Genomic DNA, 13,470 nt, shown 5'->3' on the forward strand with positions numbered 1-13,470 from the left:
TCTTCCCAGTTTCTGGCTCAAGCGTGTGCGTGCAGGGGCTTCCCCGCCAAGGCCAAGTGTGCCTCGCCGAGCGCCTCGTTCTGTGTGGGGTGCGCGTGGATGAGACCGGCGACGTCCTCCGGGTGCGCCTCCCAGTTGACGATGAGCTGTGCCTCGCCGATCTGCTCGCCCATCCGGGCGCCGATCATGTGGACGCCGACGACGGGTCCGTCGACCTGGCGCACGAGCTTGACGAAGCCCTGGGTGCCAAGGATCTGGGACTTGCCGTTGCCGCCGAGGTTGTACTCGTACGTCGCGACGTCGCCGTGCTTCTCACGCGCCTGGGCCTCGGTGAGACCGACGCTCGCGATCTCGGGGTCGCAGTACGTGACGCGGGGGATGCCCGTCTCGTCGATGGCGGCCGGTGCGAGTCCGGCGATCTCCTCGGCGACGAAGATGCCCTGGGCGAAGCCGCGGTGTGCGAGCTGGAGGCCGGGCACGATGTCACCGACGGCGTAGACGCCCGGGGCGCTGGTGCGCAGCCGCTCGTCGGTGGGCACGAATCCACGGTCGACGGTGACGCCGGCGGCTTCGTAGCCCAGACCCTCGGTGACCGGACCGCGCCCGACCGCCACGAGGAGCAGGTCGGCGTCGATGGTCTCGCCCGACTCGAGCGACACCGTGACGACGTCGCCCTGCTGGGTCGCGCCGGCGAAGCGCACGCCCGTCTTGAAGGCGATCTTGCGCTTGCGGAAGGAGCGCTCGAGCTGCTTGCTGATGGCTTCGTCCTCGGCCGCGACGAGACGCGGGAGGGCCTCGACGATCGTCACCTCGGAGCCGAAGCTCTTGAAGACGGAGGCGAACTCGACGCCGATGACACCGCCGCCGAGCACGACGACCCGGGCCGGCACGTGGTCGATGGCGAGGGCCTGCTCGCTCGTCATGATGCGTCCGCCGATCTCGAGCCCGGGGAGCGACTTCGCGTAGCTGCCCGTGGCGAGCACGACGTTGCGACCCGTGATGCGACGGTCGCCGACGACGACGGTGTGCGGCCCGTCGAGGACGCCCGCCCCTTCGACGTAGTCGATCTTCGCGGCCTTGACGAGGCCTTGCAGTCCCTTGTAGAGGCGGCTGATGACGCCGTCCTTGTAGGCGTTGACGCCGGACATGTCGACGGACTCGAAGGTCGTCTTCACTCCGAAGGACGCGCCCTCGCGGGCGACGTCGGCGACCTCGGCGGCGTGGAGCAGCGCCTTGGTCGGGATGCAGCCCTGGTGCAGGCACGTGCCGCCCAGACGCCCCTTCTCCACGAGCGCCACGGAGAGCCCCAGCTCTGCCGACCGCAGGGCACAGGCGTAGCCGCCGGACCCTCCACCGAGAATGACGACGTCGTAGTCGCCTGCGGCACCAGCCGGCATGTGCATGTGCTCCTTCGGGTGAATCGCCTGCTCCCGCCGTCGTGCAGCAGGAGTCCGCGGACGTTCTGGCGTACGCGTGGGTGGGCGTACGGGTGGGCGTGCAACAGCATCTTGTCATTGATCGGATGAGACGTCACAGGCAGGTCACGCCTCCCGGCGCGCTGTGGTGGTGAGCACGGGTCGACCCCGTACAGTGCGGCCATGGGCTGGTTCTCACGACGCGGCAGCCGCAAGGGCAATCCCTTTCCCGGCCGGTCCGACGGGCCGCAGATGGAGATCGACCGGAAGGCGGTCGAGCAGCACCTGCGCGCGTTCGTCGAGTCCCGCCTCGGTGTCGAGGCCTACGTCGAGCCCGCCACGAGCGTCACCCCCACGACCATCGTGCTCATCGCGTGGGACGGGGAGTGGACGCGTCGCGCCGTGCCCTCTCCCAAGGACGGCTTCGAGATGAGCCAGAAGCTCGGCGTCCCCGTCTACGACGTCAACAAGACGGGCTATCCCAACCGGATGCGCGAGTGGAGCAAGCGCCGACGTCAGGGTGACGCCTGACCCGGCGACACGGCATACGACCTCGTGGTCGGTTGCCGGGCAAAAGGGGTGGACCGGGCCCCGGTTCGCTGACAGGGTGAAAAGCGTTCAGTCCGTGCCGGATTCGGCGCCACAGCACACAGGAGGTTCTCGAATGTCGAAGCAGGATGGCGAATCCAGCGGTCCGAGCGAGGAGATGAAGGCCAAGTTCCGTGCGGCGCTCGACAAGAAGCACGCCCACGGTGGCAAGGACGTCTCCGACGACCACGACCGCACCAAGGTGCACGGTGCACACGGCCCCGCCAAGGCCCAGCAGATGTTCCGTCGCAAGTCCGGCGGCTGACCTCAGCCGCACACGTGGAGAGGCCCCGTTCCGTCACGGAACGGGGCCTCTCCCACATCGGCGTCAGACGTAGGACTCGGCGAGCCCCACGAGGGTGCGCACACCGAAGCCGGTGCCGCCCTTGGGCCAGTAGCCCGTCGGCGCCTTGTCGTTGTAGGCCGGTCCCGCGATGTCGAGATGGCTCCACGGGATGCCCTCGCCGACGAACTCACCGAGGAAGATGCCGGCGGTCAGCATGCCGCCCTCGGCGCCGCCCTTGTGCGCGAGATCGGCGTTGATCGAGTCGAGGCCCGGACGCAGCTCGGTCGGCAGCGGCATCGGCCACATGGCCTCGCCGACCGCCGACGCCGCGTCGAGGACTCGCGTGCGGAAGTCGTCGTCGTTGCCCATGACGGCGGCCGTGTTGGCGAGCGCCACGACCTGCGCACCGGTGAGGGTCGCGATGTCGACGATGGCGTCGGGCTTGGTCTCGGAGGCCAGGGCGATGCAGTCGCCGAGGACCATGCGGCCCTCGGCGTCGGTGTTGAGCACCTCGACGGTCGTCCCACCACGCATCGTCACGACGTCGCTGGGACGCTGGGCCGTGGAGCTCGGCATGTTCTCGGCCAGGCCGAGGTAGCCGGTGACGGCGATCGGCAGACCGAGCTCGGCGATGGCGAGGACGGCACCGGCGACGGCGGCCGCGCCGGCCATGTCGCACTTCATCGTCAGCATCCCGTTGGCCGGCTTGATGCAGAGGCCGCCCGAGTCGAAGGTGATGCCCTTGCCGACGAAGGCGATGGACGCCTTGGGACGTGTCGGCGTGTAGCTGAGGACGGCGATGCGCGGCTCGTTGGCCGAGCCCTGGCCGACCCCCACGGTGCCCCCGAAGCCGCCGGCCCGCAGCGCCTTCATGTCGTAGGACTTGAGCTTGACCTTGGTGCCCTTGACGCGGTCGGCGAGCGAGTCGACGAAGGTCTCCGGGTAGAGCAGGTTCGGCGGGAGGTTGACGAGGTCGCGCGTGTACGCCACGGCCTCGCCGAGGGCGGCGGCGCGCTTCACCGCGCGACGCGAGGCGGCGTCGGCGGGGCCGACGAGGGCGACCGCGCCGACGGCGTCGGTGCTCCGCGTGCCCGCCTTGGACACGGCATACGCCCCGAGGGCCACGCCCTCGGCGACGGCGGAGACGAGCTCGACCGACGTGCCGGGCACGACGACCGCGACCTTCTTCTTGCGGCTCAGGCTGCGGATCGCGCCGCCGAAGCCCTTGCGGACGTCCTCGAGGGCGGACGGGTCGCCGGACAGCTGCCCGACACCGGCGAGCACGACGAGCTTGGCGGCGACCTCCGGCACGGACGCGAGGGTCGTGACCTCGCCGACCGTGCCGGCGAGCTCGAGGTCGGTGACGACGGACTTGAGGTGGGCGACGGTCTTGCGGGGGAGTCCGTGGCCCGGGGCCAGGGCGGCGCCGCCGTCACCGGGGACGAGCGCGACGACGAGCGCGTCGCCGGCCGTGTCGGCGGCCGAGCGGTTCGAGATGGTCAGGTTGGCCACGAAGGACTCCTTTGTCGAGGTGCTGACGGGCGCACGGTCAGAGCACGTCCTTGAGGGGTGCGTCGGTGGTGCGTCGCTGGTGCACGGTTTCGTGCGCCGGTCGGCCTCACGACACCGCCGCGGGTGGCGGCGTTCGATGATAACGAGCCGAGGCGGCACACCCGGCGGGCGGTAGGTTGGCGCCCATGACGACAGCGACGTCGGGGACGACCTCCCCGCTGACCTCACCCCTGCACGACCGCCACGTCGCCCTCGGCGCGAAGATGGCCGACTTCGGTGGCTGGGACATGCCGATCGAGTACCCCGGTGGCGGCGTCGTCGCCGAGCACACGGCGGTGCGCGAGCGCGTCGGCGTCTTCGACGTGAGCCACCTCGGCAAGGCCTCGGTGACGGGTCCCGGCGCGGCCGACTTCGTCAACGCGTGCCTGACCAACGACGTGCGCCGCATCCAGCCGGGCTCGGCGCAGTACACCCTGTGCTGCGACGACGCGGGCGGCGTCGTCGACGACCTCATCGTCTACCTCAAGTCCGACGACGACGTCTTCCTCATCCCCAACGCGGCCAACACCGCCGAGGTCGTGCGGCGCCTGCAGGCCGCCGCGCCGGAGGGCATCACCGTCACGAACCTGCACCGCGACTACGGCGTCATCGCCGTCCAGGGCACGAAGAGCGACGAGGTGCTCGAGTCCCTGGGGCTGCCGACCGGGCACGACTACATGTCCTTCGTCGAGGCGGACTGGCAGGGGCGGCCCGTCATCGTCTGCCGCACCGGCTACACCGGTGAGCGCGGCTACGAGCTCGTCCCGCTCTGGGACGACGCCCCGGCGCTCTGGGACGCCCTCGTGGCAGCCCTCGAGCCCTTCGACGGCAAGCCGTGCGGCCTCGGCGCGCGCGACACCCTCCGCACCGAGATGGGCTACCCGCTGCACGGACAGGACCTGTCGCTGCAGATCTCACCCGTTCAGGCACGCGCCGGCTGGGCCGTGGGCTGGAAGAAGGACGCCTTCTGGGGCAAGCAGGCCCTCGAGGCCGAGCGGGCCAACCCGACACGCCTCATGCGGGGTCTGCTCGTGACCGGCCGCGGCATCCCGCGTGCGCACTGCACCGTCTCGTGGAACGGCGCAGCGGCGGGAGAGGTCACGTCCGGCACCTTCTCGCCCACCCTCAAGCAGGGCATCGCCCTCGCGCTGCTGAACCCCGAGATCGCCGACGGTGAGACGGTCTCGATCGACGTGCGCGGTCGCGCCCTTGAGGCCACCGTCGTCAAGCCGCCGTTCGTCCAGGTGCAGGTCCGCGAGGGCTGAGTCCCCGTCACCGACGACGTATGCCGGGTGGCGCGCGTGAGCGCGCGACCCGGCGCACGCCGTGCTCGGCGTTGGCGAAACGGGCTACTCGCGCAGGGAGAACCGTCGTCGGCCGTGGCGGTCGAGGATGCTGGCGAGGCGTTCGCCGTCGAGGGCGTGGATCGTCAGGCCGTCGCGGCCCTCCATCGTCTCGGCCTGGAGCATCGCGTTGAGGATGGCCTCGGCCGTGGCCTCGATGACGGCTCCGAACATCGCGTCGAAGTACTCGAGGGCGAGCATCTCGACCTGCATGCCGATCTCGGTGCGGGCACCGGGGCCTTGGTCGGGCATCCCGTGAGCGGCGGTCGAGAAGGCGATCATGAGGTCGCCGGAGTAGTTGTCACCGCGGGCGCCGAACTTCGCGATGCCGAGGCCGGCGCGCTGGGCGAGCCGGTTGAGCTGGTGGGGGAGCAGGGGCGCGTCCGTCGCGACGACGGCGAGCACCGACCCGGTGCCCGGCGGCGGCACCCGGGTGATCTCCGACATGCGCGGGAAGGGCACGACCTTCTTCGTCAGCACGTGCCCGATCGGCACGCCGTTGACCTCGAAGTGCTTGCGGTCGCCGTGGTTGGCCTGGACGAGGACGCCGACCGTGAAGTGGCGGTCACCGAGGTCGACGACCCGCGAGGCCGTGCCGGTGCCGCCCTTGAAGCCGTAGCACTGCGTGCCCGTGCCACCACCGACGTTGCCCTCCGCGATGACGCCCGTGCGCGCGTCGTCGAAGGCGGCATGGACGTGCTCGCGGGTGACGTGCTGTCCGCTGATGTCGTTGAGGATGCCGTCCCACGTCTCGCCGACGACCGGCAGCATGATCGGCATGCGCCCGGGCACGCGGGTCTCGCGGGCGATGAGCGAGTCGCGCACGACCCCGACGCTGTCGGTGTTCGTCAGGGCGATGGGGCTCGAGAGCATGCCCGACTCGTGCAGCCACTCGAGGCCGGTCAGCTCGCCGAACCCGTTGAGCCGGTGGTAGCCGGCGAAGACCGGCTCGGTGGAGGCGCGGCCGCCGTGGGGGAGCACGACGGTGACGCCGGTGCGCACGGGGCCCTGGCCGACGGTCATCTCGCCCGCACCGTGGACGATCGTGCTGTAGCCGACCCGGACGCCCTCGACGTCGGTGATCGCGTTGAGTGGACCCGAGCGCCCCGTCCCGATCTCGATCCCGACATCGGTGGCTCGCACGCGGTCTCCTCCTCGTCCACCCGCGGACCGGGGGAACCGGTGCTGCGGCTACGATCTGGCTTGTCGATCTGGCATGTCACCGAGCGGTCGCCCCTCGCTGCCGAGCGGCGCGACCCACGATGTCGAGAAGGGTAACCGCTTTTGTCTGACGCACGCGATCCGCTCCGCGCCCGCCTGGCGCTGGCCACGGGACGGTCGGCGGGACGGCTCTCGCAGGCCCTCGGCAAGGGCTCCGGCTCCATGATCGGTGGCCGCCTCGCCCTCCGCGTCGACCCGCAGGTGCTTCGCGCCGTGGCCGGTGACCGGCGCAGCGTCCTCGTCACCGGGACGAACGGCAAGAGCACCGTGACGGCCCTCGTCGCTGCCGCGATCACGCCCGGCGGCGCGGTCGTGAGCAACACCACCGGCGCCAACATGACCGACGGCATCGTCACCGCGCTCTCGGCCGACCGCACGTCCGCGCTCGCGGCCCTCGAGGTCGACGAGGTCTACCTCGAGCCCGTCGCGCGCGGCACCCGGCCCAAGGCCGTCGTCGTGCTCAACAGCTCGCGCGAGTACACCCGCGGCGTGTCGCTCAAGAGCACGCTCGAGCACTGGCGCCGCACCGCTGCCGCCCTGCCCGACGACTGCGTCGCCATCGTCAACGTCGACGACCCGCTCGTCAGCTGGGCCTTCGAGACCGCGCCACGCCGCATCGGCGTCAGCGGCGGTCTCTACTGGCGTGGGGACGCCCTCATCTGCCCCGCCTGCGGTTCGGTCCAGGACTTCACCGACGACTCGTGGAGCTGCCCCGGCTGCCGGCGTTCGCGGCCCGAGCCCGACTGGAAGGTCGTGCCCGACGGGGACGGCTGGGCCGTCGAGCACGCCGGGGAGCGCACCCGGATCGAGGTCACGGTGCCCGGCCGCACCGGCCCGGTGGGTGGAGCCTTCGCCCTCGCGGCCGCCGACGCCCTCGGCGTCGACGTGGCCGAGGCCGCCGAGCGGGTCAGCGCCGTCGCCGACGTCGACGGCCGCTACGCGCCCTACCGGCTCGGCGACCACGCAGCACGACTGCTCATGCTCAAGAACCCGGCCGGGTGGGCCGAGGCGATCGACGTCGCCGTCTCCACCGACCGGCCGCTCGTCGTGGCCGTCGACCCCTTCGGACCCAAGGACACCGCCACGATGTGGGAGGCGCCGTTCCAGCGGCTCGCGGGCGAGCGCGTCGCCGTCACGGGCGGACGCACGGCGGACGCCGTGGCGATCCTCGACGCGGCCGGCGCCGACGTCGTCGAAGCGCCGGACATCGAGTCGGCCGTCCGCGCGCACGCACCGGGCGAGGTGATGGTGGCCTGCAACTACCCGGCCTTCCGCCGCATCTCCAAGCAGTTCCGAGGAGGCACCCATTGAGCAGCGCACTGACGGTCGCGACGCTCTTCCCGCTCGCCACGGTCGCCGCGGCCGACGAGGCCAACGCGAGCGCGCTCGTGCGCCGCGGGGCCGCCCGTGACCTCTCGGTCGAGACCGTCACGGTCGACCGGGCCGACTCCTTCGTCGACGCCGACGTCTATCTCGTCGGCGGGACCGGACGGGGCGGCGTGGCGGCCCTCGTCGAGGCGCTGACCTCGACCGACCTCGCGGCACGGGTCTCGGACGGCGCGGTGCTGCTCGCCGTAGACGCCGGTCTCGACGCGATCGCCCGCTCGTGGGTCGACCCGTCCGGTGCCCGACACCAGGGTCTCGGTCTCGCGCCGGTCGACATCCACGCCGCGCCCGAGGTCACCGGCACCGTCGTGACCCGACCGGATGCCTCCCTCGACCTGCCCGCCCTCATCGGCTGGGAGGCCAACGACCTGCGCACGGTCCGCGAGGACGGGGTGCGCGCCCTCTTCACGCTCGAGGTCGGTGCGGGCAACCGCACCGACGACGCCGTCGGTGGCGCGGCCGAGGGCGTCCTCGCCGGCTCGGTCCTCGGCACTCGCCTGCACGGCCCGCTGCTGGCCCTCAACCCGGAGCTGGCCGATCTCGTGCTCGCCCGGGCCACCCACCGGTCCGAGCCGTGGCCCGCACTCGAGTCCCCGGCGATCGAACGCGCCCGTCGTGAGCGCATCGCCGAGGTGCGGCGCGAGTCGCCGAAGGCCGACTGGCGCAGTCGTCTGCCCGGACCCGTCGCGGCACGCCTCCGCCGCTGACCGACCCACGGCCGCTCGAGGGTCAGAGGTGGGGGACGGCCGTGACGACGAGAGCGGCCGTGACGAGGCCGGCGGCCAGGGCGACCTCGATCGCGGCTCCGATGACGTCCCCGGTGACCCCGCCCAGGCGCCGGACCGCGTGCCGCCGCGTCACGACGGCCGCGGCGACCGCGACGAGGACGACGGCGACGGCGCCGAGACCCCCGGCCCACCACGTGCTGCCGAGCCCAGCCGACACACTCGCGCCGGCGAGGCCGGCGGCCAGGGCGACCGCGGCGACGAGCCCCAGCAGGTGGGCCCGGGACACGGTGCCGGCGACGCCCTGACCGAGCCCGTCGGCACGGGCAGGGGGTATGCCGTCCCGCGCGCACAGCGCGCAGGCGAGGCGGCTCGCCACGAGGGCCACGACGGCCAGTGTCGTGCCGAAGGCGCCGCCGAGGAGGGTCGTGAGGCAGGCGGCGTCGAGCAGGAGGGCCAGGACGAGAGCCGCCGCACCGGCCGGACCGGTGTCGCCGCGGCGCATGACCTCGAGCGAGCGCGCAGGATCGTGCCCGGAGGTGAGCCCGTCGGCGAGGTCCGCGAGCCCGTCGAGGTGCAGCGCCCGCGACAGCAGCGCCGTGACGACGAGAGCCAGCACGGCCGCGACGCCGGCGGGAGCCCAGCCCGTCGTCGACACCGTGCCCAGAGCGGCCCAGGCGAGGAGGGCGGGCGCCGTCGTCAGTGGCGCGAGCAGCAGGGCGCGGCCGAGCACGACACCGGTGACGTGCTCCGGTGGCCCGACGGGAAGCGCGGTGAAGGTGCCGAACGCCACCCGCCAGGCGTCACGCATCGAGCGTCCTGGGCCGCGGTTCGTGAGGCACGACGGGGGCGTCGCTGAGGTCGACGACCCGTCCGGCGACGACGAGGTGCACGCGCGCCGCCACTGCAGCGACCTGGGCGTTGAGCCGGCCCAGCTCGTCCTGGAAGAGACGTCCCGAAGCGGTCGTCGCCACGAGGGACCAGCCGACCTCGTTCGTCACGACGACGACGGGCACCGTTGCGGCGCAGAGTGACTCGACGAGCCGGTCGCCCTCGCGACGCACGACGTCGGCCGCGGCGACGAGGTCGTCCCACCCGACGCCGTCGACGAGGGCGGTGAGCCAGGTGCCGAGGCAGTCGACGAGGACCGGTCCGGTGGCGGCGTCGATCACCCCGGCGACGTTCGTCGTCTCGAGGGTCCGCCACGTCCCGGGTCGGCGGGTCCGGTGGTCCTCGACGCGCCGGCTCCACTCGGGGTCTGACGCATCGGCCCGACGACCTGTCGCGACGTAGGTGACGTCCGCGCGGTCGGCGACGAGATCCTCGGCGTGGCGGCTCTTTCCGCTGCGCACCGGCCCCGTGACGAGGGTCGTCGTGCGGGCCGCGTGCGCGTGGCTCACCGGGTGCCCCCGGCGCCCTGGAGCGGCGACTCGGCGTCGGCGCCCGTCGCCCGTGCCGGCTCGAAGACGACCGGCACCCCGAAGGCCGCGCGTCGGGCTCCGCGGCGGAAGACGCGCAGCAGTGCCGGACCGGCCAGCAGGACGAGGGCCGCGTTGAGCACGCCTCGCGGCAGGTCCCACGCGAGGGACGTCGCGAGGTAGAAGAGGCCGTAGTGGGCGAGGTTCTCCGAGAGCGGGGCGCCCGGGACAAAGCCCATCCCGCTGGGCGCGTTGGTCCCGAGGAAGGGCCAGAACCAGAGGTTCATGAAGAGCCCGAAGGCGAGTCCCGTCACGAGGGCGTATGCCGCGAGCACCCATCGCTCGGCGCGTCCGCCCGCGCGGGCCGGCAGCAGACCGGCACCGAGCCCGATGCCCCCGGCGCAGATCATCTGGAAGGGCAGCCACGGGCCGACCCCGCCCGTCAGCAGGGCGCCCGTCGTGACGGCGAGCGCGCCGGAGACGAACCCGACCCCCGGCCCGAGCACGCGCCCGGCCACGATGACGACGAAGAACATCGGCTCGAGCCCGGCCGTGCCGGCGCTGAGCAGGCGCAGCCCTCCGCCGGCCGCTGCAGCCACTCCGAGGACGGCGATCGTCTTGGCGTCGAGGCGCCCGGCCGTGACCTCGGCGAGACAGACGACCGCGAGCAGCCCGAGGAGCACGGCGAAGAGCCAGGGCGCGTCGTTGCCGTGGTCGCGCGCGAAGTCGCCGGTGACGAAGAAGGGCCACGTGAACGCGACCAGCCCGACGATGCCGACCACCGCCACGGCGACGACCGCCGGCCAGCGCAGCGGGATGACCCGGCGCCCGGTCATGCGATCCTCGCGAGGGCGCCCGCGACCTCGGCCACGGTGAGCCAGGTCTGAGGGAGGAGCACCTTCGTCACCTGCGGGGCGAAGGCCGGCGACGAGGCGAGGACCTCGCGGGCCGGCCCGTCGGTGACGACCTCCCCGTCGGCGAGGATGACGACGCGGTCGGCGACCTCGGCCGCGAGCTCGACGTCGTGGGTGGCGAGCAGGACGGTCGTGCCCTGGGCCGCCAGCCCGGTGAGCATCTCGCCGAGACGCTTCTTCGCGCCGTAGTCGAGGCCGCGCGTCGGCTCGTCGAGCAGGAGGACCTCGGGTGACCCCGAGAGGATGACGGCGAGCGCGAGCTCGAGCCGCTGGCCCTCGGAGAGGTCGCGCGGGTGGACCGCGGGGTCGATGCCTCCGGAGATGCGGTCGAGCAGGTCGCGGGCCGTGCCCGGGGCGGCGCCGAAGTCCTCGTCGGCCGCGGCGCACTCGGCCGCCACGGTGTCGGCGTAGAGGAGCAGCTCGGGCTGTTGCGGGACGAGCCCGACGGTGCGGACCCGCTCGCGAGCGGACCTCGCGTGCGGGTCGTCGCCTGCCGCCCCGATGCGCACGGTCCCCCCGGCCAGCCGGTGCTGGGCCGCGATGGCGCCGAGGAGCGTCGACTTGCCCGCCCCGTTGCGACCCATGAGGGTCGTCACCGAGCCGCGGGCCACGGCGAGGTCGACGCCGTCGAGGACGATCCGGCCGCCGCGCGAGACGCGAAGCCCGTCGACGGTGACGGCATCGGCGGGCCCGATCACCCTGAGGTCTGCCACGGGGCGCGGTGTGCTCGTGCCGAGGGCATCACGTAGCGCGGCCGCCTTGCGGCGCGCGTCGCGGATCGACAGCGGCGTCGGCGACCACCCGACGAGGCGGGAGAGGCCGACGACGGGCGGGTAGATCCGGGAGCGGAGCATCGCCTCGGCGGGGTCGAGGAGCTCGGACACGTGTCCCTCGTCGACGAGGACGACGCGGTCGGCGTGGTGCACGACGCGTTCGAGCCGGTGCTCGGCCAGCACGACGGTGACCCCGAGGTCGTGCACGATGCGGTGAAGTGAAGCCAGAACCTCTTCTGCCGCAACGGGATCCAGCGCCGACGTCGGCTCGTCGAGCACAAGCACCCGAGGGCCGGCAGCGAAGAGGGCGGCGATCGCGACTCGCTGTTGCTGACCACCCGACAGGGTGCGCAACGCCCGGGCGCGCAGCGGGGTGAGCCCGAAGAGGTCGAGGGTCTCCTCGACGCGGCGGCGGATCGTCGTCGAGTCCAGACCCATCGTCTCCATGCCGTAGGCGACCTCGTCCTCGACGACGTCGGTGACGAAGGTCGAGGAGGGGTTCTGCTCGACGAGGCCGACGACCGTCGCGAGGTCTCGAGGACGGTGCTCCGCGGTGTCGAGACCGTCGACGGTGACCCGCCCCGTGAGCGTGCCGCCGCTGAAGTGCGGGACCAGCCCGTTGATGGTGCGCAGCAGCGTGGACTTGCCGCTACCCGTGGGGCCGACGACGAGGACGAGCTCGCCCTCGGGGATCTCGAGCGTGACGTCACGGAGGCTGGGCGCAGGGGCGTCGGCATACTGCACCGACACGTGCTCGAAGGTGATCACGGTGCGACCTCCCGGGGACGGGGTGACAGCCAGGCGGGCACGGCGGCCACGAGCAGGGCGAGGACGGCGACGAGCGGCACGGCGGGCAGCTCGGCCTGCTGGCTCGGCACGATGCCCTCCCAGCCCTGCACGGATCCGACGACGAGTACCACGGCGGGCACGGCGCCCGCGAGGACCGTCACGGTCTCGGTCCACGTCCAGCGGTCGCGCCGGTGACCCGACCGGGGATCGCGCGACGCACCGACGAGCAGGCTCGAGCCGGCGAGGAGCGCGCCGAGCACGAGGACCGGCAGCCCGAGCACGCCGCCGGCCGAGGAGTCGAGGAGGCCGTAGAGACCGGCGAGGACGCCGACGAGGCCGGCGAGGGCGAGCCCGGTCGCGGCCCGACGGCTCGTCGTCGTGGAGCGGACGGCGCGGCCGTAGCCTCGCGACTCCATCGATGCCGCGAGCCCGAGCGACCGCTCGAAGGCGGTCTCGAGCACGGGCACCGTGAGCCGGGCCATCTCGCGCAGACCGCGGCCGTCACGACCGCGCAGCGTGCGCGCTGCACGCACCTCGCGGGCGTCGGTCAGCAGCTGCGGTGCGAACGTCAGCCCCACGACGACGGCGGTGCCGACGTCGTAGAGGGTGGCGGGCAGATATCTCAGCAGCCGGCGCGGGCTGGCCAGCGCGTTGGCGGCACCGAGGCACGCGAGCACCGCGGCGAGGCGCAGGGCGTCGTAGGCGGCATACAGCAGCGACTCGAGCGTCACCGTCCCGCCGATGCGCACGCCCGCCGCCCAGTCCGGCAGCGGCACGCTCGGCAGGGTCGCGACGACGGTCTCGCCGACGATGCCGTTGCCGAGCAGGGCCGTCATGACGATCCGGAACGCGACGATGACGGCGCCGATGGCGAGGAAGGCGGGCAGCGGGTTGACCGTGGCCGGGTCGTGGCGCGCGTCGACGACGAGCACGCAGACCCCGATGACGAGCAGGAGCAGCACGGGGTTGGTCGTGCGCGACGCAGCGGTGGCCAGGCCCAGCCCCCACAGCCACCAGGCTGCGGGGTGCTGGAGCCGGGCCCTGCGCTGGAGTCGCGCCAC

13 protein-coding genes are annotated in these 13,470 nt (G+C 72.9%); 5 read left to right on the top strand and 8 right to left on the bottom strand.

The genetic code is table 11. From position 1 onward, the window contains the following. Nucleotides 1-17: 17 nt before the first annotated feature. On the bottom strand, nucleotides 18-1,397 hold the full coding sequence (gene lpdA, locus H283_RS0120605; RefSeq protein ID WP_028785790.1) for a dihydrolipoyl dehydrogenase: 1,380 nt from the start codon (nucleotides 1,395-1,397) through the stop codon (nucleotides 18-20). A gap of 201 nt (nucleotides 1,398-1,598) precedes the next feature. Here lpdA and H283_RS0120610 point away from each other — a divergent pair, with 201 nt between their 5' ends. Together H283_RS0120610 and H283_RS0120615 are read left to right on the top strand one after the other, a co-directional pair. Continuing rightward, complete coding sequence (locus H283_RS0120610) at nucleotides 1,599-1,946, top strand: hypothetical protein (protein WP_028785791.1); 348 nt, start codon at nucleotides 1,599-1,601, stop codon at nucleotides 1,944-1,946. Nucleotides 1,947-2,079: 133 nt separating this feature from the next. Continuing rightward, entirely contained in the window at nucleotides 2,080-2,268 is a 189-nt protein-coding gene (locus H283_RS0120615; protein ID WP_020145427.1) for a DUF5302 domain-containing protein, read from the top strand. Between the two features lie 63 nt (nucleotides 2,269-2,331). On the opposite strand, the gene H283_RS0120620 is transcribed toward H283_RS0120615, so the two are convergent. Then, nucleotides 2,332-3,801 (bottom strand): leucyl aminopeptidase, encoded by a 1,470-nt coding sequence (locus tag H283_RS0120620; RefSeq protein ID WP_020145428.1) that lies wholly within the window; start codon nucleotides 3,799-3,801, stop codon nucleotides 2,332-2,334. A 185-nt stretch (nucleotides 3,802-3,986) separates the two neighbouring features. Here H283_RS0120620 and gcvT point away from each other — a divergent pair, with 185 nt between their 5' ends. Then, a complete protein-coding gene (gene gcvT / locus H283_RS0120625; protein ID WP_020145429.1) occupies nucleotides 3,987-5,105 on the top strand; it encodes a glycine cleavage system aminomethyltransferase GcvT in 1,119 nt (372 codons plus the stop codon). A gap of 84 nt (nucleotides 5,106-5,189) precedes the next feature. Here the strand turns inward: gcvT and H283_RS0120630 are convergent, their stop codons facing one another. Next, entirely contained in the window at nucleotides 5,190-6,326 is a 1,137-nt protein-coding gene (locus tag H283_RS0120630) for a P1 family peptidase (protein ID WP_020145430.1), read from the bottom strand. Nucleotides 6,327-6,467: 141 nt separating this feature from the next. On the opposite strand from H283_RS0120630, the gene H283_RS25970 reads away from it, so the two are divergent. Both H283_RS25970 and H283_RS26945 read left to right on the top strand, forming a co-directional pair. Beyond that, nucleotides 6,468-7,715 (top strand): Mur ligase family protein, encoded by a 1,248-nt coding sequence (locus tag H283_RS25970; RefSeq protein WP_020145431.1) that lies wholly within the window; start codon nucleotides 6,468-6,470, stop codon nucleotides 7,713-7,715. Then, on the top strand, nucleotides 7,712-8,497 hold the full coding sequence (locus tag H283_RS26945) for a hypothetical protein (RefSeq protein ID WP_020145432.1): 786 nt from the start codon (nucleotides 7,712-7,714) through the stop codon (nucleotides 8,495-8,497). The genes H283_RS25970 and H283_RS26945 overlap by 4 nt, the downstream gene beginning before the upstream one ends. 22 nt (nucleotides 8,498-8,519) lie before the next feature. On the opposite strand, the gene H283_RS0120645 is transcribed toward H283_RS26945, so the two are convergent. Genes H283_RS0120645 through H283_RS0120665 form a run of 5 tightly spaced genes read right to left on the bottom strand, consistent with a single transcriptional unit; the run spans nucleotide 8,520 to nucleotide 13,470 of the window. Next, nucleotides 8,520-9,326: an adenosylcobinamide-GDP ribazoletransferase gene (locus H283_RS0120645; RefSeq protein ID WP_020145433.1), complete on the bottom strand. Its 807-nt coding sequence runs from the start codon at nucleotides 9,324-9,326 to the stop codon at nucleotides 8,520-8,522. Beyond that, entirely contained in the window at nucleotides 9,319-9,915 is a 597-nt protein-coding gene (locus H283_RS27920) for a bifunctional adenosylcobinamide kinase/adenosylcobinamide-phosphate guanylyltransferase (RefSeq protein WP_020145434.1), read from the bottom strand. The genes H283_RS0120645 and H283_RS27920 overlap by 8 nt, the downstream gene beginning before the upstream one ends. Next, nucleotides 9,912-10,769: an ECF transporter S component gene (locus H283_RS27925; protein WP_020145435.1), complete on the bottom strand. Its 858-nt coding sequence runs from the start codon at nucleotides 10,767-10,769 to the stop codon at nucleotides 9,912-9,914. The genes H283_RS27920 and H283_RS27925 overlap by 4 nt, the downstream gene beginning before the upstream one ends. Further along, nucleotides 10,766-12,388, bottom strand: coding sequence for an ABC transporter ATP-binding protein (locus H283_RS0120660; protein ID WP_020145436.1), 1,623 nt, complete (start codon nucleotides 12,386-12,388; stop codon nucleotides 10,766-10,768). The genes H283_RS27925 and H283_RS0120660 overlap by 4 nt, the downstream gene beginning before the upstream one ends. Further along, entirely contained in the window at nucleotides 12,385-13,470 is a 1,086-nt protein-coding gene (locus H283_RS0120665; RefSeq protein ID WP_020145437.1) for an energy-coupling factor transporter transmembrane component T, read from the bottom strand. Before H283_RS0120665 ends, H283_RS0120660 begins: the two co-directional genes overlap by 4 nt.

The sequence above is a fragment of the Terracoccus sp. 273MFTsu3.1 genome (genome assembly GCF_000383675.1).
GTDB lineage: Bacteria > Actinomycetota > Actinomycetes > Actinomycetales > Dermatophilaceae > Terrabacter.